This window comes from Eremococcus coleocola DSM 15696, assembly GCF_000428865.1.
In the GTDB taxonomy this organism is placed as follows: Bacteria; Bacillota; Bacilli; order Lactobacillales; family Aerococcaceae; genus Eremococcus; species Eremococcus coleocola.
This window is the reverse complement of the sequence record NZ_AUAT01000031.1, coordinates 1-20,740: the sequence shown is the minus strand read 5'-3', so window position 1 is coordinate 20,740 and position 20,740 is coordinate 1. Positions and strand designations below refer to the sequence as shown.

The following is a 20,740-nucleotide window of genomic DNA, read 5'->3' as shown; positions in this document are numbered from 1 at the left end:
AGAACGAATCAAAGAAAAATTAAACTGGATGAGCCCAATTGCTTATCGCCATTCACTTCAAGCTGCTTAGAAAACAAAAAATAAGAGAGACAAGTACATAAAATATGTACTCATCTCTCTGGTCCAACTTTTTGGGGTCACTATAGATTAGCAAATAGGATTTTTTATTGATTCATTAAATAAGTCATCTATTCTATAAAAATTTTATCTAAACTCGTTATAATTTAGAACTACTTCGGTTCAATCAATATTTTTTCCTTGGTATGAATCAATTGAGTAATCACGTCGCAGCGTGGCGTTTCAATGTCATGTTTATCCCCGATACGGGTAACTGCCCCATTGATAAAATCAATTTCAGTATAACGATGGTTTTGCACTAAATCTTGATGCATAGATGGGTAGTGGTGGGCGGCTGTCACAGAAGTTTTCATCACATAGTCTGTCACCGCTTCTTCATCTAATTTAACCCCTTCTGCTTGGCCCACTTGGACAAATTCGTGGATAATTTCATGCACCAATTGTAAGCCAGGTTCTGTGGCAAATAATTGACCAATCGTACAATTTAAGAGGGCACACAATGAATTCATAGTCCCATTCACGCAGGCCTTGCGCCAGATAGACGGAATCACATCTTGGTCATAGATTGCATTAAGCTTGGCTTCATTTAAAATTTCCGCTACCTTATGACCCATTTCAGCTTCATTGGCATCAATACTCTGGATATTAATCGACCCTGTTGAGGCTAATTTCACGTGACCGGGTCCTACTAGTTGAGCAGTCCACACGGTTACTCCCATGATAATACTTCTTTCTGGAACATATTGTTTGATAACTTCTTCATGGCCTAGGCCATTTAATAAGCAAAGGACTTTAGTATGACTATCCATAATCCCTTGAATTGATTCTAGCATAGCTGGTAACTGCATTGCTTTGGTAAATAGAATAATTAAGTCACCTACGCGGTTGGCTTCCTGAGGCTTCATAATCGTCATTGGGACGATTCTTTCATCGTCCCCTGAAATTTTTAGTCCATTCTCTTTAATGGTATTAATGTGATCATCCCAATTGTCTAATAAAATAACTTCTTGACCTGCTTCATGGAGTTGGGCTCCAAACCGACATCCCATGGCACCTGAACCTGCAATATAAATTAACATTTGAATACTTCCTCTCTATAAATTATGGTACACTAAATTTAAATAAAGGATGGTGACCTGATGAATATTACCCAAGTAAAATACTTTATCGAAATCGCTAAATGTCATTCTATCTCAGAAGCATCTAGAAATCTTTTTGTCACTCAACCTACACTCTCTCTTGCCTTAAAGAAACTCGAAACAGAATTGAATTGCCTACTTATTAGCAGAAATGAAAGCGGTTTAGAACTGACTGCCGCTGGCAAAATTCTTTATGATGAAGGTCAAGTCTTGATTAGCCATGTTGATAAAATTACTCAACAAATTCATAATTTACAAAACCAAAAAGATAAAAATCCCATTAGACTAGGCATGACCACCCTCTTTGCCATTCAATTTGCTAAAGAGTTAGCTTTGTTTACTGCCACCCATCAAAATGTTGCGCTCACCATCATCCAGGATGGGTCACGCCTTTTACAACAAATGTTAGCTAATCAAGAACTTGATATTGGCTTGCTTTCTTATCCTAATTATGAAGCGGATAAAATCACCATTGAGGCACTACACACTAGCACCAAAGGCTATCAGGTATATGTAGTTGTCCCAAAATCCAACCCGCTCGCTCAACATTCACGCTTAAGCTTTGATGATCTGAAAGATCAAGTTTTCTCCTCCTTAACGGAAGATTATATGTTAGGAATTATGTTAGCTGAACGAGCTGAGGCCCATGGTTTTAAACCGAATATCCTCTCATATTATACTGACTTACAGGCCATGCTCCATAGTCTTAACTCCTCAAACACAATTTGTTTAATGGCTATCGAATATAAACATTTGGTGCCACTAGACAATTTAGTCTGGATTCCTTTAGATGACAAATCAAATTACTTCTCCATTGGAATTGCCCTTAATAAGAGCATTAAACCTTCACAAAATATCCTAGACTTTATCGATATCTTAAAGCAGAATTAACCGTAATAATGGAAAACAGTTTCTCTTTGGTATAATTTAAGCACTTTTTCAAAGACAAATTGACAAATAAGCGCGGTCGCAATCGGCACCACAAACCAACATAGAATTAATAAGGGGAAAGCTAAACCAGCATCTAGGGAAGCCAAAGGACCCACGAGACCAACTAAACCAAAACCAGATGATTGCGGAGTACCCGATACAGCAAAGAGGGCCACTGGGATGGCGGAAACAATAGCTGTGGTTAGGCAAGGCAATAAAATAATTGGATGGCGGAAGAGATTTGGCATCATCATCTTCATACCTCCAAGTGCAATTGCCAGCGTCACACCACTCTTATTCACCTTCCAAGAATTTACAACTAAACAAACCGTGGTCGCAGCCACTCCCATGGCTGCAGCCCCTGCTGAGACACCATTCAAACCAATTGCTAGTCCAATCCCTACTGTAGTAATCGGTGAAATAATTAAGGCAGCAAAAGACATGGCAATCAAAATACTCATGAATAGTGGTTGTAAGGAAGTAAAGTTATTAATCAAGGACCCAATCGCAGTCGTAATCATAGTTACGTAAGGATAAGTCAACATCCCAATAAAACCAACCCCTACCCCTACTACTATTGGAAGGAAAATAATAGATGAAGAACCAAATTTATTTTTTATCCAAAGGGTAGCCAAAACAGCAATCGCAGATGTTAACATAATATTGATAACATCTCCGGTCCCTTTACCGACGTAAGCGGCTATAGCCGGATCATATTTAATCACACCAGATCCTACAAACGCTGCACCGGCAATTACCATAATCCGCATGGGATCAAAGTTAAATTGTTTAGCTATTAAACCCCCAATAATTAGGGGGGTGGCTAGTTGTAAGATAACTGCCGCTTGAATCACCATCAAGATATAATGATTACTTGAGAAATAAGATAAAATAGCTGAGAGAACCGCATTAGCAATCAAGGCAATAATTGTTCCTTGAGCTGTTCCCGTTAACACTTTATTCAGAAAATCTTTAGGACTTACTTTTGTTACTTCTTGCATGGTTTTCACCACTTCCTATATAGTTAAATCACTTAAAATAAAGGATAGCAAACTTAGATATGACGAGTCTGCTATCCTCTTTGCATACTATCAGTCATTAATTAGTAAAGGTCATTTTCATTGTTAAAACGTTGTAGATTTGCTTTTACATCTTTCATAAAGTTACCCGCAGCTAAGCCATCTAAAATACGATGGTCAAAGGATAGACATAGATTGATCATGTCAGCTGCTTTAAAACCGCCATCTGCCGTCGGAACAAACCGTTTATTGATGGATTCAACCTGAATAATCGCTGCTTGCGGATAATTGATGATTCCCATTGAGGCTACTGAGCCAAAAGTTCCGGTATTATTTACCGTCATGGTTCCACCTACCATATCTTCGCTGGTTAATTTACCAGAACGAGCCTTCAGAGCCAATCGATCAACTTCCTTAGCGATACCACTAATAGATAAGTTGTCCACATGTTTAATCACAGGTACAAATAAATTATCCCCAGCCGCAATGGCAATAGATAGATTGATATCTTTATTTAAAACGATGTTATTGTCTTGCCAACTTGAATTTAACATTGGATGTTTTTTAAGTGCTTGGGCCACTGCTTTAACAAAGAATGGGAAGTAGGATAATTTTAAGCCTTCAGTTTGCATAAATTGGGATTTTGTTTTTTCACGTAACGCTACGATATTACTTACATCTACCTCAATTTGCATCCAAGCATGTGGAATCTCAGTCACTGATTGAACCATTTTCTTAGCAATGGCCTTTCTTACCCCATCTGCTTTGATAATTTCTTGTTGTGAGTCAAGACTAGAAGTTACTGGCTTATTATTTTGCTCAGATTTAAGCTCAGGTTGAGGCTGAGGATCAAGCGAGGTTTGGACTAGTTCTGGTTTTAGTTTCTTCACTTGGGTCGGCTTGTTTTCAGCACTCGTTGGCTCATAGTTTATGACGTCTTTACGAGTAATTCTGCCACCTTTACCAGTACCTACTATTTGACTTAAATCAATCCCGCGTTCTTGAGCAATATGTAAAACCGCAGGCGAGAATCTACCGCCTTTAGAATGATTGCTTGGCTTAGCACTCGCTCTTGATTCTGCTTGGCTTGGCGTCGTTTCAAGGGTTGGTTTACTCTCAACTTCAGGTTCACTGCTTTCATCAGAGCCAGACTCACCTTCACCTGCTACCTCTATCACTAAAATTTCGGTACCGATTGGGACGGTTTCGTCTTCTTGAATTAGAATTTCTTTCACCGTTCCTTGGTAGTCACTCGGAATCTCTGTCGTTACCTTGTCAGATTGTGCTTCTAATAAGGTATCATATTTTTCAACTTGGTCGCCTACTTTAACTTGCCAAGCAACGACCGTTGCTTCAGTTACACTTTCGCCTAAATTAGGCATTTTCACTTTAACTAATCCCATGATTTTCCTCCTCTTAGAATTCAGCTAGCTCGCGCATGGCCGCCATGGCTTTTTCTTCATTAATTAAGAATTCACGTTCAAGATTTAAAGCATAACCCATGGATGGCACATCTGGTCCGGCTAACCGTTTAATCGGAGCATCAAGATCAAACAAGGCTTCTTCTGCAATAATTGCGGCAATTTCCCCGATAATCGCTCCTTCTTTATTGTCTTCTGAAACAAGTAAGACTTTACCGGTCTTTTTAGCCGCTTCTATCAAGGTTTCTTTATCAAGCGGATAGATAGAGCGAACGTCAACCACATGTGCTTGAATGCCTTCTTCCGCTAATTTTTCTGCCGCATTCAAGGCATGGACTAAGGCCATACCATATGCAATCACCGTAATATCATCCCCTTGACGAACCACATTTGCTTTGTCTAATGGTACTACATAATCACTTTCAGGCACCTCAGCTTTTAATAAACGATAAAGACGTTTATGTTCATAGAATAGGACTGGATCATCTGAACGAATTGCCGCTTTAATCAGTCCTTTAGCGTCATAAGGATTTGATGGGGTTACAATTCTTAAACCTGGTTGGCCGAAGAAGACTTTCTCAGTTGATTGGGAGTGGTATAAGCCTCCGCGAACACCTCCACCATAAGGGGTACGGTAAACAATTGGCGCAGTCCAATCACCTTTAGTCCGATAACGCATCCGTGATGCTTCAGAGATAATTTGGTTTGTCGCTGGTAGAATATAATCAGCAAATTGAAATTCTCCGATAGCTCGGTAACCCATTACGCCTAAACCTACCGCCAAGCCCCCAATTTCACCTTCAGTAAGTGGTGTATTGAAGCAACGTTGGTCACCGAATTTAGCGGCCAAGCCCTTGGTTACCCCAAAAACGCCCCCTTTTTCTCCACCGACATCCTCACCAAAAATGACTACTTTTTCATCTCGTGCCATTTCTTCTTCAATACCCTTATTAATCGCTTCTAAATATGTAAGAATTGCCATTGTTCTTTCCTCCTTCTTAACTAAGCCCACACTTGTTCATACACAGACTCTGGGCTAGGATCTGGCTCAGCCTCTGCTTCATCCGTAGCTTGATTGATTTCCGCTTTGAGGTCCGCGTCAATTTGATCCATTTCTTCCCGGCTTAAATACTTTTCGGCAATTAATTGTTTTTCAAACACATTCAATGGATCCTTGTCTTTTAGGCCTTCAATTTCTTCTTTAGACCGATAAATTGATTGGTCATCGTCAGCAGAGTGTGAAGTTAACCGACTCACCACTAACTCAATTAAAGTAGGTCCTTCACCCTTACGAGCCCGTTCAACTGCTTCTTTAAAAGCTAAATAAGTGGCCGTGAAATCATTACCATCTATCGTAACACCTGGGAAACCGTAAGCTGGACCACGGTAAGAGAAATCATCATTGGCATATTGTTCCCGGTTGGCTACTGAAATAGCATAACCATTATTTTCCACTACAAAGATAACTGGTAATTTCTTCACACCGGCGAAGTTCATCGCTTCTTGAACTTCTCCTTGGTTGGCTGAGCCTTCTCCCGTAGTTACTAGCGCAACATAATCCTTACCTTCTAATTGAGCGGCATAGCCAACACCGGTCGCTAAAGGAATTTGGGTTGATACAGTAGATGAGTGAGATACAATATTATGTTCCTTAGACCCATAGTGGTTTGGCATTTGGCGGCCATGAGAGCTTGGATCTGCATCCTTACCATAGGTCCCCATCACAATATCTTTAGATGTCATGCCCCAAACCAAACAAGCCGTCATATCCCGGTAGTAAGGCAAGAAATAATCTTTTTTAGGGTCAAAAGCCATTGCCATGGCTACTTGGGCGAGTTCGGCACCTTGTCCAGAAATATTAAAGGATGATTTTCCAATCCGAGTGAGTTGCCATAACCGTTCATCTAAACGACGTCCTCTTAAGACATGTTTGTATACTTCAATAATTTCTTCTTTACTCAATCCGCTTTTTGCTAACTTTTCCATAGATAGTCCTCCTTTATTTATGAACCGCTTTTTGATATGCATCCAAACTAGCTTCTTGGATTACTTCAGATAAGGTTGGGTGGGCATGAACTGCTTGCCCTACTTCGAGTGGGCTAGCGTTCAGATACATTGCTGTAGAAACTTCAGAAAGTAAATTCGTAACTTGTGGGCCAATCATTGATACCCCGATGAGGTCATCACTTTCTGCATCACGTAACACTTCCGCAAAACCAATGGCATCTCCGTGTATTAGGGCCTTACCATTTCCCGCAAAGGGAAAATTACCCACTTTTAGTGAAATTGAGGCTGGAACATTGTCCTTATGATAACCTACACTCGCAATTTCCGGTGAGGCGTAAGTACAACGAGGGATTTGATTATAATCCAAGCTGTCATTCTTTCCGGTCAAGATATGGTCAATTGCCAATTCGCCCTCTTTCATCGCAACGTGGGCTAATTGCATAGTTGGAATACAATCACCAATAGCATATATGTGGTCTTCCGCGGTTTGATAATGCTCATTTACTTGAATTCCTTTTTGGTCAAACTTAATCGATGTATTTTGTAACCCAATTGAATCCACATTCGCTTGCCGACCGACAGCCACCAATAACCGATCAAAATGTAAGGTTGTATCATCCCCCTTGACTTGAACTGCAACTTGTTGGTCTACCACTTTAGCACTTTCTACCTGAGATTGAGTTCTTACGGTAATACCTTTTTTGCTTATTTCTTGAGTAAATAATTTGGACACTGCTTTTGACTCAGTAATTAATAAGCGCTCAGCAAATTCAAAGATTGTGACTTCAACGCCTAAAGAATTTAAGAAAGATGCAAATTCACAACCAATAACGCCCCCACCAATAATAGCCATTGACTTTGGTAAAGTTTCCATTTCAAGTAAGCCATCTGAAGATAAAATATACTCTTCATCAAAGGGAATATTCGGCAAACTTTTAGGTTTTGAACCGGTCGCGATAATTAATTTTTTTGGAATAATCACTTCTTCTTGGCCAGCTTCATCTGTTACAATAACCGCCCCCGAAACCGGTGAGAAGATGGAGGGTCCCATCACGATTCCTTGCCCCTTAATGACCCGAATTTTATTCTTTTTCATTAAGGATTCAACTCCTTTGTGAAGTTGACTGGTTATTTTATTTTTTCGAGCCTGAATTTTAGCAAAATCTACCTTAACTTCCCCTGCTAATTCAAGGCCAAATTCATTTGCGGCTTTGAACTCATTGAATAATTCAGCAGACCGAAGAAGGGCCTTAGTTGGAATACACCCACGATGGAGACAAGTCCCCCCTAATTTATCCTTCTCGACCAAGACAACCTCAAGGCCAGCTTGCGCTGCCTTGATAGCTGCAACATATCCGCCGGTCCCTCCACCCAATATTAGTAAGTCTGTATTACTTGTTGTCATTTCCTGACTTCCTCCTTGCCTTAACTTACTGAAATAAAATCGATTTATACCTCGTTATTATTGTAAGCGCTTAATAAACCGCTTACAAATTGTTATTTTTTATTCGCTCATTAATATTTTTAATATGCTTAAAAAAGCAAAAAGACAGGGCAAAAGTAGAAAATCAAAGATTTTTTACTTTTGCCCTGTCTTTTTGGCTAATAAAGAAGCATACCAGGATAAAGTTGCACCAACTGAGTCTAAGTATCAATTTACCTTACAACTTGTTCCTACTCCATATATAATTTACGTCAAATATTGATTCAAGAAGGCTTCAAACTCTTTTTGTGCATGTCGCGCTTGTAAACGGGCTTGCCTCCGTTCTGGATAACCTGCCATTAATCGTTCTGCTAAATCAGAATCAGCCTTAATTTGTGGGACTTCCTGGCCTTGAGGGGAAGTCGATACATAGGTGTAAAAGGCCGTAGCTGCCAAGTACTTCTCTTGTTTGACCAGGTCTTCTCCTGTAATCATAACAAAGACTTCAGCTGACCGCTTCCCTGTCCCCGTAATACAGGCCTGGGCTGTAAAGAGATTGCCCATAGGAATAGACCGGATATAATTAAAATTATCTACGGCTGCTGTGACACCGCCTTGTTCATTATGGCGGGCAAAGCAAATTCCGGCTACGGTATCCGCGATATAGGTAAGATTTCCACCATGTGCATCAGAATTCACATTAATAATATCAGGTTGAACCACATTTTCTTGGATTGTCCAAGATTGACTGCTTGTTTTAATTTTTTCCAAAGGCAAATCTCCTCACTATCTGATTAATAAGCCCGGGCTAACCAAACCGTTTCTTTAGCTGGTTTGCCAGTCACAATACAGGTGTCTTTTTGACCATAAGCATGGTCAAAAGGAATATTACGGGTCGTAAAACCAGTCCGTTCTTTAATTAAATCTTCACTAGCTTCGGTCCCATCCCATCCCGCTAAGACAAATCCAGCTGGTTTTCCTTGCGCTTCACAGTCCGCAATATGGGCTTCCAATTCTTCCAGAGTATTAATATTAGTATACATATTTTCTTGATACATGGCCTTAGCCCGGTCGAAGAGACGGCTTTGCATAATATCCAACTCTGCTAAGACCCGATCCACCACTTGGTCAGCAGCGACCGTTTCTTTTTCACTTAGATCGCGAGCTTTGAGAATAGCTTGCTTGTTCTCTAAGTCCCGTGGCCCAACTTCAATCCGTAATGGCGCACCCCGTAATTCCCATTCATTGAATTTGAAACCAGGACGGTTATCAGAATCATCAATGATTGTCCGCACACCCTTAGCTTGAAGGGCTTGATTCCACTCATTAATTTGTTCCATAATAGCTGGATTCTTTTGCCATGGCCCAACAGGAATAAAGACTACTTGTTGAGGGGCAATTTTTGGTGGTAAGACCAAACCTTGATCATCTGAATGAACCATAATTAAGGACCCGATTAAGCGGGTTGAAACGCCCCAAGAGGTTGTAAAGGCATGAACATGTTCATTATTTGAGTTCAAATATTTGATGTCAAAGGCTTCGGCGAACTTGGTTCCTAAGTAGTGAGAGGTTCCCGCTTGAACAGCTTTACCATCTTGCATCATGGCTTCCACAGAGAAAGTATTCATAGCTCCGGCAAAGCGTTCTGATGGAGTTTTTTCTCCTTCAAAGACCGGCACCGCTAAGACATCTTCGATGACTTCCTTATAAACTTGTAACATTCGCATGGTCCGGTCTAAGGCTTCTTCACCAGTCGCATGGGCTGTATGACCTTCTTGCCATAAAAATTCAGAGGTTCTTAAGAATGGTAGGGTCCGTTTTTCCCAACGGAAGACATTGGCCCATTGGTTGAGCATTAAAGGTAAATCACGGTATGAATTAATCCATTTTGAATAAGCATGGCCAATCATGGTTTCTGATGTTGGACGTAAGGCAAGTCGTTCTTCTAATTTCTCACCAGCCGCTTCAGTTACCCAAGGCAGTTCAGGAGCGAAGCCTTCAATATGATCTTTTTCCTTAGTAAAGAAACTTTCAGGAATGAGCATTGGGAAGTAAGCATTGCGGACACCTTCTTCTTTGAAACGTTTATCAAAGTTAGCTTGGATATGTTCCCACAGTTCATATCCATTCGGTTTGAAAATCATACAACCACGAACAGGTGAATAATCCATTAAATCCGCCTGTTGAATCGTTTGTAAATACCATTTTGAAAAATCTTCTTGACGTGTTACCATGTCTTCCTCCTTATAATTTGTGCATTTTACCACATAAAAAATAGGTTTGTGCTTGTCCAATTAAGGACGAAGCACAAACCTACTCCGCGGTACCACCTTATTTGTTTCACCCGTATGCAAAACCAACTCTAGCCGATAAGGTAGCTACCCCAAACTTATCATCTTTAGTAGGTTCAATGATTTATTGGCTTAGATTGTTTCAGCCTAGCAATCTTTTTCTGTAAAGCATAAACCATTTACTAGTCTAATCCTTTTTATTATAACAGTTTTTGAACCGGTGGCAAGATTAACCCACCAGAATGTTTGTTTTTGGATAATGAATATTCTTCTCGATAGACTTCGGTGCAAAGGACCAGAAGAAGGTTAGAAGACCCATCCGGCCAATTAACATCATAACGATTAAGGTAAACTTACCAAAGCCGGTTAAGAAAGGAGTCATTCCCATAGTCAAACCAACGGTCCCGAAACAAGAGAAAGTTTCCATCAATAAATATTCAATCCCAAAACCAGGTGGAATGGTTTCCGTCATTAAGAGAATAAAGGATCCCGTTGCAATGACTAGAATCCCTGAAATTAACATAAAAACAGCTTTGTTAACAATTTCAGCTGAAATTGAACGTTTGAATATAGAAATTTCTTGTCTTTGTAAGCTCCGCACTGCATAAAGGCCAATCACGAATACTGTCGTAATCTTCATTCCCCCAGCGGTTGACCCTGAAGCGCCTCCGATAAACATAAGAATCATGGTTAAGAAAATAGAAGCAGGCTTTAACAAGCTATAATCAATATTAGCATAGCCCGCTGTTCTCGGTGTAACGGCTAAGAATAGATAATTTAATAAGCTAGTATACCAAGCTTGTTTACCAAAAGGATGGGTACCCCATTGTGCTAGAATAAATAAAATGGTACCCCCAATTAATAATGTCGCAGTTAAAATCAGAACAATTTTAGTATGAATAAGTAAGCGACGATTTCTCCGATAAGTCAAAAGATCTCGCCAAACAATAAAACCTAAACCACCAGAAATGATTAAAAGCATAATCACGGTCAATACTAAAGGGTTATCTTGAAAGCCAATCATGGAATCACCAAACAGGTCAAAACCAGCATTACAATAGGCGGAGATCGCATGGAATAAGCTATAGTAAATCCCCTTAGCTAAGCCCAAGCGGGGAATAAAATCGATACTCAATAAAGTAGCTCCGATGAATTGAACCGCAAATGAAAAGTAAACAATATAACGCGTCACGGGCACAATATCTGATATCGACTCGACATTGAGGGACTCTTGCATTATTTTGAATTGGTTCATGTCCACCCGTCGACCTAAGACAATAAAGAGAGAGGTCCACAGGGTCATAAAACCAAGTCCCCCAATTTCAATCAGGATAATAATAACAGTCCGTCCCAAATAATTCCAATGCTCCATGGTATTTAAGGTTACTTGCCCGGTCACACAGAGGGCGGAGGTAGCAGTGAATAAGGCATCTAAGAGAGGCGTCCACTGTCCTGAATTGGTCATAATCGGTAGAGTTAACAGTAAAGACCCTCCAACGATTAAGCTAGTCAAAATATATAAGATAAAACGCGGAGGTGAGACCGTCTGCCTCACCCCATCAAACCATTTTTTTAAAATTATCATCGTAAACTTAACCTCGCAAGCGCACGTTTTAAAGCTAATTCAGCGCGTCTCAAATCATCTGTCGACATCTGTTCTTTATGATTAAGTCTTTGTTGTGCTCTTTCTTTCGCTTCTTCAGCGCGTTTAAAATCAATTTCTTCTGGATGCTCAAAAGTTCTAACTAATAATTTAGCTTGATTATCTTTAAAATAGAAAAGTCCTTCTGACACTGCATAATGCTTACGTTCTGAATCATTGATTAAGGTAATCGTTCCAATCGCAACTGGTACGATAATGTCCATATGATTGGCCAAAACAGTCCGAATGCCATCCTCTGTAGGCAAAGAAATCCGCTCAATTTGATTGGATTCCTGCTTACCCGATGGGGTAATCATGGTTAAATCAAATTTCATCTAGACTCCTCCCACTATTCAGCTGCACGAACTTCGTCAATCGATCCTTTGAATAAGAATTTAGATTCAGGAATATCATCCACTTGACCATCTAGAATCGCCTTAAATGACCGGACAGTCTCTTTAATTGGAACAAATTTACCGGGCATACCCGTGAAAGATTCCCCTACGGCAAATGGTTGGGATAAGAAGTTCCGAACCTTACGAGCCCGGGCTACGACTAATTTATCCTCATCTGATAACTCATCCATCCCTAAAATGGCAATAATATCTTGCAATTCATTATAACGTTGCAGAATTTGCTGAACTCGGTGAGCTACATCCGCATGCTCAACCCCTACGATATCTTCTGATAATAATGATGAAGTTGATTCAAGCGGATCTACCGCTGGATAGATACCTAAAGAAGCAATTTGACGGCTCAATACGGTCCGTGCATCCAAATGCGAGAAGGCAATGGCAGCAGCCGGGTCAGTTAAGTCATCGGCCGGCACAAAAATTGCTTGGATGGAAGTAATTGCGCCATCTTGAGTTGAGGTAATCCGTTCTTGTAGTTGTCCCATTTCATTAGCCAAGGTAGGTTGGTAACCTACAGCTGATGGCATCCGTCCTAATAAAGCAGATACTTCAGACCCAGCTTGGATAAAGCGGAAAATATTATCAATAAAAAGCAACACATTTTGTTTTTTCTTATCACGGAAGTATTCAGCCATAGTTAAGGCTGAAAGAGCTACCCGCATCCGAGCTCCAGGTGGTTCATCCATTTGACCGTAAACTAGAACGGTTTGGTCTAAAACGCCCGCTTCCTTCATTTCATAATAAAGGTCATTTCCTTCCCGAGTCCGTTCACCAACCCCGGCAACGACAGATAAACCGCCTTGTTCGATGGCTGTATTATGGATCAATTCCTGCATTAAAACAGTTTTACCAACTCCGGCACCCCCAAAGAGACCAATTTTACCACCTTGTGGATAAGGACAAAGTAAATCAATGACCTTGATTCCTGTTTCAAAAATTTGGGTAGACGTTTGTTGGTCTGCAAAGGCCGGTGCTTCATTATGGATGGGTTCCCGTTGGCCCTTTTCTTCAAATGGCATCTCATCAATAACATTCCCTAGGACATTAAACATGCGGCCTAGGGTTTGCTCACCGGTTGGTACAGAAATCGGATGTCCCGTATCATAAACGGTTAGGTCCCGCTTTAGACCATCCGTTGGATTCATTGAAATACAACGAACGCAGTCGTTTCCAATATGTTGAACGACTTCAAGGACAATATCATCATGTCCTTCAATATTTAATTCACTATATAAATTGGGTAATTGTTCTTTGGTGAATACCACGTCAACAACTGGCCCAACGATTTGGTTAATCGTTCCTTTATTCAAATTTTATAACACCCCTGACGTTAATTCGGCAATTTCTTGTGTAATCTTTTCTTGTCTAATGCGGTTATATTGATTTTGCAAGGCTTGTTTCATTTCCTTAGCATTATCCGTCGCCTTTTCCATGGCAATCCGACGGGTGGTATATTCAGCCACCTTGGATTGATAGAATAAGTCATACAAATGAATCAATAAATGTGAGGCTTGGTATTGGGCAGCCGCTAGCTCATAAGATGGCTCATACAAAGTAAATTCTGACTGCGCTAATTCTTGATTTAAATCACGGAGTTGAAACTCAACTGATTCATTATTCATAACTGGCATGGCCATTTGTACATGATAGTCATCTATATATTTGACAACTTGGGTATATAACCAGTTTAAGTCAACATTTTCACTTGATTGATAACCATTTAAGACCTCAAAGTCAGGATTAGCTTGAATTTTTTCAAAGCGTTGTCCACCAATCCAGAAAATCTTTTGACAATCATTGGCTCTGAGAAATTTAATAATTCCTTGAGTATAAGCTGTTGCCAAACCAAGGTCTGGTACGATACAGACTGTCACACGCGGCCGGTCATCTTGACTGGCGGCTTGAGATGGAATCGTTTCGTAAGCATCACGGAAAGGAATGACTTGTTGGCTTAACCGTTTATATTTCTGTAATTTAGATAAAGAAACTAATTTCATGGCCGTGGTAATTTTAGAGGCCGTTTCCACGGTCCCCATGCGTTGTTGTACTTGCGCTAAACTACCTACCATAGGTATTCACCTTGTAATCTTTGACTAACTGTTCAAATACGGTCTTCAATTTCTCAATTAATTGTTCATCTAACTTATATTCAGCATTAATTTCAGCCAATAAGTCCGGATGATTTTGTTTAAATTGGTCATGAACAAAGCTTTCAAATGGACGAATATCTTTAACTTCTAATTCATCGATATATTTATAGCGGTTCATGAAGAGTGAAAGAACCACTAAGTCATGACTTAAGTAAGTCGTTGCCCCTTGTTTTAAGAGTTCTGTTAAACGAGCCCCGTGATCAATAATCCGTTGCGTTTCTTCATCAACATCCGAAGAATATTGAGCAAAGGATAAAAGTTCATAATAGGTGGCTAACTCCAATTTTAAGGAAGCTGACACATGTTTCATGGCTTGGGTTTGAGCTGAAGAACCAACTCGGGATACGGATAAACCAGAATCTACGGCCGGACGCCGTCCTGAGTTAAAGGCATTTGAATCTAAGAATAATTGTCCATCCGTAATTGAAATGACGTTCGTTGTAATATATGAAGAAATATCCCCTAGCTGCGTTTCGATAATTGGCAAGGCGGTAATTGAACCGTCACCATAACGTTCATTCAATTGAGCTGCCCGTTCAAGTAAGCGTGAATGGAGATAAAAGACATCTCCTGGATAAGCTTCCCGACCAGACGGCCGCTTTAATAGTAATGAGATGGTACGATAAGCAACCGCATGTTTAGATAAATCATCATAGATGACCAAGACATCTTCTCCTTGGTCCATCCAATATTCAGCAATAGCACATCCCGTATAAGGCGCCATGTATTGCATGGCGGCAGAATCATCCGCTGGTGAGTTAACCACGACGGTATATTCCATAGCCCCATTTTGACGGAGGGTTTCAACGACTTGTGCCACTGTTGAAGCCTTTTGTCCAATCGCAACGTAGACACATTTTACGTTTTGGCCTTTTTGGTTAATGATGGTATTAATCCCAATGGCGGTTTTACCCGTTTGACGGTCACCAATAATTAATTCCCGTTGACCTTTACCAATTGGAATCATGGAATCAATAATTTTAATCCCGGTAAATAAGGGTTGATCTACTGACCGGCGCATCATTACTGTTGGTGCCCGTCGTTCAGCTGGATATTGATCAGCAGCCACAAGTTCGCCCGCTTCATCAATCGGCATCCCTAAAGCATCCACCACCCGGCCAGCCAAGTTATCCCCTACATTGGTTTGGACAATATGGTTGGTCCGATAGACTGAATCGTCTTCTTTAATGTTAGTATCATCCCCTAAAACGATAATACCCACTTGATTTTCTTCTAAGTTTAAGGCCATACCAAGGGTATCATCTTCAAAGTGAACGAGTTCGCCTGATAGGACATCTCTTAAGCCACGTACAAAGACAATTCCATCACCAACTGAGAAAACAGTCCCGGTTTCCAGGTCATTAAATTCCCAGTCAACTTGTTGGATACGGTCTTTTAGACGTTGAATAATTTGTTCTGTTTTTTCCACCCTCACACCTCTTTAATAATTTGATTTAAACGACTCCGGTAAGTTGTATCAATAACTGCATCATTGATTTTCAGATGAATCCCTTCAATGTAGTAAGGATTGACCTGATAGTTATAATCCTTGGGGCCTTGCCAATAAGATTCAATCTCAGCCTCAAGCACTTGTCTGGCTTCCTCTGATAGGGGACGCGCCGTGGTCACTTGAATATTTGCTAAGAGGCCTTTATTGACAAGAATCTGCTTATAGTCATCAATAATGGCAGCTAACCGGTTAACCATGCCATCTTGAATGATTACTTCTAGAAAATTTAGGGTCAAGGGCTCATAGTCTCCTTCGACCACCGAACGCACTTGGCTAAACTCAGCTGGATTATGAATCAAAAAACTTACATAATCCTTGAGTTGGACCATTAAGTCTTCTAGAGCTTTTAATTGACTATAGGCAAGGACCTTTTGATCTTCGGTTAAATTTTTGAAGAAGGCTTCTGCATATAGCTTAGTTTTTCTCATGGATTCGACTCATTTCTAATTTAAGGGCATTTAAAATCGTTTGTTCACTGAGCTCATAATTTTCTAAGACACGTTCAGTTAAGGTCATGGCCAAACCAACCGCGTATTGTTCGACATCTTTTTGCATTTGTTTCTTATCACGCTCAATTTGTTGTTGGGCTTGTTCAGATAAGCGTTTATTTTCAGCTTTAGTCTGAGCCAACATTTGCGTGCGTTCTTCTTGCAGACTCCGTTCCATGGATTCTTGCATTTTTTCCATTGAAGCTTTCATTTGGAGGCGTTGGGCTTCTAGTTCACGCTCTTGCTGACGCGCTTTACTTTCTACTTCTGCCGCTAATTCCTCTGCTTCTTTTAACTTTGCTTCTTTTTTAGCTAAATAATTCAGCACCCAAGAGTGCACATATTTCTTATATAGAAAAAATAGAATTCCGGTGGCACAGAGCTGCGCTAACATAGTTAATAGGTTAGGTATTAACTTTTCCGCAATATCTATATCCACTTATCTCAACTCTTTCTTAACGGCCAAAAACGAACAGTAAAATAAATGAAATCAAGAGACCATAAATAGCACAGGTTTCAGCAACCCCACAACCAAGAATTAACATAGAACGAATTTCATTAGCTGCTTCAGGGTTTTTACCTACAGCTTCCACTGCTTTACCGGCAGCAATCCCTTGTCCTAGAGATGAGAAAACCCCTGTCATAACGGCTAATGCTGCTGCAATTGCGACTAAACCTTGTCCGATTGAAATATCCATAATTAAATTTCTCCTTTTTTAATAAAAATTTTATCAACACATAAATTAATCATGCTCTACCGCAATTAATACGGTTGTTAAAGTAATAAAGATAAATGATTGCAAGAATCCTGCAAACAAATCAAAGTAGGCATGAAGTACCGGCGCTAAGACTGCTCCGATAAAGTTAAAGTGACCAACGACAGGAATAAAGGATGCTAGCCATGCTGTAAAGACATAGAAGAGTCCCATAATAATTGATCCTGATAAGATATTCCCAAAGAGCCGCATGGATAATGAAACTAGCGGAGCTACCTCTGAAAATAGGTTAGGAATTACAAAAAACGGGAAGGGTTCAAAGAAGGATTTAATAAACCCTTTAATACCCTTACTCTTAAACTTAGTCCGTTCGACTAAAATCCAAGTAATAATTGCCAAGGTTAAGGTAACACTCAAGTTCCCCGTAGGATTATTTATCGCAAACAATCCTGAAATATTGGAAATAAAAATATAAATAAAAATAGTTCCAATATAAGCAGACATCTTAGGCGTATACGCTGGTCCCATGGACCCTTTGACCAGGTTATCAATCATTTGCACATAAGAAATCACTGTCACAATTATCTTTGAAGGTTGTTTTTGACCCTGGTCTATGGCTTTAAATTGTCCTTTTAGCCAGAAAATGAACATGATAATAATTAGGCTAACAATCAAGATTGACACTTGTTCAATTTGAAACAAATTATCGAACCTCCTTTTTTAATGAACCTGTTGCAAACATTAAAATTCGATCGATGAAATATGCTAGAAAGATAGCATAAGGATTAACAATTTCTGGAAAGAAAAAAGCGACTCCTAGAGGTAAGGCTATTAATAGCATGATAGCCAATAGATATAAAACATAGTGGCGCGCTTTAAAATGATCAAAATCAATAATTTTAACTAAGACATTTTGACGGAGCCATGCCACTAAGAGCATCACCGCCCAGCCTAGTAACCAGCCTAGCGCATAGGAAAAGTTTACAAAGAATAAACCTAACCCTATTAGGATGACTAGTCCTAGAATGATTCTATTTTTCACCTATAAAAATACCTCCTCTATCTTGCACAAAAAAAGTACATACTTCCCCAAGGCGCCTTTCCCGCCCCGAAAAGACAAAACCTCAAGTGTACGTACCTGACCGATTTTTATGATCTCGTAATTATCTAATACTGACTAGTAGAAAAGCTAGTGAAAAGTACCGATAATTAAAAGGATTGTGCTTTTTAATTATAACAAATCAAAGGGCTTATTTTCAAATAAAAGCTGATTTAGAAAAAATAAAAAACTTTCGTCACAAATCAATTTAAGCTATTATTAAATTAGAAAAACTAAAACCATCATTCAACAGGAGGTTTGCTATGAAAACTGTCAAATATTATCTAGTTAAATATTCGCGTATTCTGGAATTATTTATTGCCTCGGCACTAGCTATCGGAATTGCTATTGGCTTTATTGATCTAGCCAAGTACTTTGGCCTTTTACTCGAATCGAATACCAAAGAAACTTATTCAGTTTTTCAAGGTTTTCTCGGTTATGCCTTACTACTTATTGTTGGGATTGAGCTCATCTTTATGCTCTTATCCCATTCAACCCGAGCCATTCTTGAACTCGTCCTCTTCGTTATTGCCCGGAAGATGCTGATTTATGCCGATACCATGCTGGACTTAGTCCTAGGTGTGATTGCCATGAGTTTAGTCTTTTGTACCCTCCACTTCTTTATGAAGGATATTCAAGTCAATTTTCTCAAGGAACATGAAGACTGACCCCGACTTAAACTGTATAAACATTAAATTAGGAAAGGAATTGTAATGAAACCATTATTTATTCAAGCTGTTCTCCAAGACAAAATCTGGGGTGGGACCAAGTTAAAGGATATTTATCATTTTGATATTCTCAGCCAAACCACAGGGGAAGCCTGGGTTATTTCCGCTCACCCCAATGGCGACTCCCCCATTCTTTCTCCCCAAGAATTCGCCGGTCAAAGTTTAAGTCAGGTCTATCAGGAAAATCCTGACCTCTTTGGCCCAAATCCACCTGAAAAGTTCCCTTTACTAGTTAAAATCTTAGACGCTAAAGCTGACCTATCTGTCCAAGTCCATCCCGATGATACCTACGGCTTAAACCACGAAAGTGAACTGGGCAAAACCGAATGTTGGTATATCCTCGATGCCCAACCGGGGGCGCAAATCATCTATGGCCACCAAGCTCATGATGCTAAAGAATTCAAGCAGCTTGTCGACCAAGGAGATTGGGACCAGCTCCTCACTAAGGTTCCCGTTAAAACGGGTGATTTCTTCTATGTACCAGCCGGAACCATCCATGCCATTGGAGCGGGTATCACTATTCTCGAAACCCAACAAAATTCAGATACCACTTACCGAGTCTATGATTATGACCGGCCAGACCATGAGGGTAAGCTAAGACCCCTCCATCTAAAAGACTCCCTGGCAGTTACCCGCTTCCCGCATTACCAAGATCCCGTCAATCAATGGCAAGAAGATCTTGATGGCGGATCAATTCAGCAACTTTTAGCCAATGACTTCTTCTCGGTTTACAAATGGCAAGTCACTGACCAAATCAAGCTTGATTTAAAACCTATCTATTATCTAGCCACCGTCATTGAAGGCCAAGGTAAACTGACCCTTGATGGTCAGACCTATCCCTTAAATTTAGCGGATTCTTTTATCTTGCCTTATGGCCAAAAAGAGATTCAAATCAGTGGTGATTTAACTTTAATCACTTCCCACCCCAAGTCAGAATAAAGTCAAAATGCTAGGGAGCGGGCAAGAAGTAGAAAATCCCTGATTTTAGCTTGCTGGAACACTAGGAGCTAAGCGACTTAGTGCTCCAACAGTTGAATGAAGATATGAGTTCAACTTCATTCAATAATGAAGCACAGCAAACTACTGCCTTGTATCATATGAATTTTAATATAAAAAAGAAGGACTGGGCTTTTTTGCCCAGTCCTTAGCTTTTGCTATTAGCTTAAAATATTCATTTATGGTAAGCATGGCCATGCTAGGTGCGCCCAGTTAATCCCATATAGTTTATAAATACTGATTTAAAGCCTTTCTGTTTAACTCTTATTCCATGTTGATTCCATTAAGTACGCAAATTTTGCCCCTTTTTTGCCCCTTTTTTTAAAAGAAGGAAAAAGTAAGGTAAATTTTTTAATAGTTCTAAGCGAAAATATCTTTTGCATAGTCATATAAAACCTTAGCGGTTTCTAATGTTAGGTTAGTCAGTTTTCGTTCTCCCCGTCTGATAGAATTTATAGCGTTCCCACTAATGCCTGTATCTTTTGTAATTTGGTAAGCACTGATATCACTATCAATCAATCTTTGAATTATCTCAATGATTTCATCCATTACTTACCATCATCCTTTCTACTTAAATAAAGAACGAATAAAAAGCAAAGCATTACAAATAAAAATTCTTTTGTCATTTTCATAAATGATAGATATAATATGGTTAGGTAGGGAGCCTAAGCTCCCATTCTAACCTAAAAG

General features: G+C 39.8%; 22 protein-coding genes. 3 read left to right on the top strand and 19 right to left on the bottom strand.

Going from position 1 to position 20,740, the window contains the following annotated elements:
* Nucleotides 1–230: 230 nt before the first annotated feature.
* On the bottom strand, nucleotides 231–1,157 hold the full coding sequence (locus tag G396_RS0107790) for a 2-dehydropantoate 2-reductase (RefSeq protein WP_028125620.1): 927 nt from the start codon (nucleotides 1,155–1,157) through the stop codon (nucleotides 231–233).
* A gap of 60 nt (nucleotides 1,158–1,217) precedes the next feature.
* Here G396_RS0107790 and G396_RS0107785 point away from each other — a divergent pair, with 60 nt between their 5' ends.
* Nucleotides 1,218–2,108: a LysR family transcriptional regulator gene (locus G396_RS0107785; RefSeq protein ID WP_006418906.1), complete on the top strand. Its 891-nt coding sequence runs from the start codon at nucleotides 1,218–1,220 to the stop codon at nucleotides 2,106–2,108.
* Here the strand turns inward: G396_RS0107785 and G396_RS0107780 are convergent.
* From G396_RS0107780 to G396_RS0107700, 17 genes are all read right to left on the bottom strand, one after another.
* A complete protein-coding gene (locus G396_RS0107780) occupies nucleotides 2,105–3,148 on the bottom strand; it encodes a PTS sugar transporter subunit IIC (RefSeq protein ID WP_028125619.1) in 1,044 nt (347 codons plus the stop codon). The two genes, G396_RS0107785 and G396_RS0107780, sit on opposite strands and share 4 nt — an antisense overlap.
* A gap of 101 nt (nucleotides 3,149–3,249) precedes the next feature.
* On the bottom strand, nucleotides 3,250–4,569 hold the full coding sequence (locus G396_RS0107775) for a dihydrolipoamide acetyltransferase family protein (RefSeq protein ID WP_028125618.1): 1,320 nt from the start codon (nucleotides 4,567–4,569) through the stop codon (nucleotides 3,250–3,252).
* Nucleotides 4,570–4,582: 13 nt separating this feature from the next.
* Nucleotides 4,583–5,569, bottom strand: coding sequence for an alpha-ketoacid dehydrogenase subunit beta (locus G396_RS0107770; RefSeq protein ID WP_028125617.1), 987 nt, complete (start codon nucleotides 5,567–5,569; stop codon nucleotides 4,583–4,585).
* Between the two features lie 20 nt (nucleotides 5,570–5,589).
* Nucleotides 5,590–6,573 (bottom strand): thiamine pyrophosphate-dependent dehydrogenase E1 component subunit alpha, encoded by a 984-nt coding sequence (locus G396_RS0107765; protein ID WP_028125616.1) that lies wholly within the window; start codon nucleotides 6,571–6,573, stop codon nucleotides 5,590–5,592.
* A gap of 13 nt (nucleotides 6,574–6,586) precedes the next feature.
* Complete coding sequence (gene lpdA, locus G396_RS0107760; RefSeq protein ID WP_028125615.1) at nucleotides 6,587–7,999, bottom strand: dihydrolipoyl dehydrogenase; 1,413 nt, start codon at nucleotides 7,997–7,999, stop codon at nucleotides 6,587–6,589.
* A gap of 285 nt (nucleotides 8,000–8,284) precedes the next feature.
* Complete coding sequence (locus tag G396_RS10530; RefSeq protein WP_006418871.1) at nucleotides 8,285–8,788, bottom strand: acyl-CoA thioesterase; 504 nt, start codon at nucleotides 8,786–8,788, stop codon at nucleotides 8,285–8,287.
* Between the two features lie 23 nt (nucleotides 8,789–8,811).
* Nucleotides 8,812–10,251, bottom strand: coding sequence for a proline--tRNA ligase (gene proS / locus G396_RS0107750; RefSeq protein ID WP_006418809.1), 1,440 nt, complete (start codon nucleotides 10,249–10,251; stop codon nucleotides 8,812–8,814).
* A gap of 286 nt (nucleotides 10,252–10,537) precedes the next feature.
* Nucleotides 10,538–11,893, bottom strand: a complete 1,356-nt coding sequence (locus tag G396_RS0107745; protein ID WP_034907859.1) for a TrkH family potassium uptake protein — start codon at nucleotides 11,891–11,893, stop codon at nucleotides 10,538–10,540.
* On the bottom strand, nucleotides 11,890–12,285 hold the full coding sequence (atpC, locus tag G396_RS0107740) for an ATP synthase F1 subunit epsilon (protein ID WP_006418785.1): 396 nt from the start codon (nucleotides 12,283–12,285) through the stop codon (nucleotides 11,890–11,892). Before atpC ends, G396_RS0107745 begins: the two co-directional genes overlap by 4 nt.
* A 14-nt stretch (nucleotides 12,286–12,299) precedes the next feature.
* Entirely contained in the window at nucleotides 12,300–13,673 is a 1,374-nt protein-coding gene (gene atpD / locus G396_RS0107735; RefSeq protein ID WP_028125613.1) for a F0F1 ATP synthase subunit beta, read from the bottom strand.
* A gap of 3 nt (nucleotides 13,674–13,676) precedes the next feature.
* Nucleotides 13,677–14,432 carry a F0F1 ATP synthase subunit gamma gene (locus tag G396_RS0107730; protein ID WP_028125612.1) on the bottom strand — a complete coding sequence of 252 codons (756 nt, stop codon included), beginning with the start codon at nucleotides 14,430–14,432 and terminating at the stop codon, nucleotides 13,677–13,679.
* Nucleotides 14,422–15,942: a F0F1 ATP synthase subunit alpha gene (gene atpA, locus G396_RS0107725; RefSeq protein ID WP_028125611.1), complete on the bottom strand. Its 1,521-nt coding sequence runs from the start codon at nucleotides 15,940–15,942 to the stop codon at nucleotides 14,422–14,424. The genes G396_RS0107730 and atpA overlap by 11 nt, the downstream gene beginning before the upstream one ends.
* Nucleotides 15,943–15,944: 2 nt before the next feature.
* Nucleotides 15,945–16,451, bottom strand: a complete 507-nt coding sequence (locus tag G396_RS0107720; RefSeq protein WP_028125610.1) for a F0F1 ATP synthase subunit delta — start codon at nucleotides 16,449–16,451, stop codon at nucleotides 15,945–15,947.
* Nucleotides 16,438–16,950: a F0F1 ATP synthase subunit B gene (locus tag G396_RS0107715; RefSeq protein WP_006418746.1), complete on the bottom strand. Its 513-nt coding sequence runs from the start codon at nucleotides 16,948–16,950 to the stop codon at nucleotides 16,438–16,440. Before G396_RS0107715 ends, G396_RS0107720 begins: the two co-directional genes overlap by 14 nt.
* A gap of 16 nt (nucleotides 16,951–16,966) precedes the next feature.
* A complete protein-coding gene (atpE, locus tag G396_RS0107710; protein WP_006418840.1) occupies nucleotides 16,967–17,209 on the bottom strand; it encodes an ATP synthase F0 subunit C in 243 nt (80 codons plus the stop codon).
* 45 nt (nucleotides 17,210–17,254) lie between these two features.
* On the bottom strand, nucleotides 17,255–17,929 hold the full coding sequence (locus G396_RS0107705) for a F0F1 ATP synthase subunit A (protein ID WP_006418922.1): 675 nt from the start codon (nucleotides 17,927–17,929) through the stop codon (nucleotides 17,255–17,257).
* Between the two features lies 1 nt (nucleotide 17,930).
* Nucleotides 17,931–18,269, bottom strand: a complete 339-nt coding sequence (locus G396_RS0107700; RefSeq protein ID WP_006418849.1) for a hypothetical protein — start codon at nucleotides 18,267–18,269, stop codon at nucleotides 17,931–17,933.
* A 320-nt stretch (nucleotides 18,270–18,589) separates the two neighbouring features.
* Here G396_RS0107700 and G396_RS0107695 point away from each other — a divergent pair, with 320 nt between their 5' ends.
* Both G396_RS0107695 and manA read left to right on the top strand, forming a co-directional pair.
* Nucleotides 18,590–18,994 carry a hypothetical protein gene (locus G396_RS0107695; RefSeq protein ID WP_006418831.1) on the top strand — a complete coding sequence of 135 codons (405 nt, stop codon included), beginning with the start codon at nucleotides 18,590–18,592 and terminating at the stop codon, nucleotides 18,992–18,994.
* A gap of 45 nt (nucleotides 18,995–19,039) precedes the next feature.
* A complete protein-coding gene (gene manA, locus G396_RS0107690; protein WP_028125609.1) occupies nucleotides 19,040–19,993 on the top strand; it encodes a mannose-6-phosphate isomerase, class I in 954 nt (317 codons plus the stop codon).
* Between the two features lie 417 nt (nucleotides 19,994–20,410).
* On the opposite strand, the gene G396_RS0107680 is transcribed toward manA, so the two are convergent.
* A complete protein-coding gene (locus G396_RS0107680; protein WP_028125608.1) occupies nucleotides 20,411–20,599 on the bottom strand; it encodes a hypothetical protein in 189 nt (62 codons plus the stop codon).
* Nucleotides 20,600–20,740: the final 141 nt, after the last annotated feature.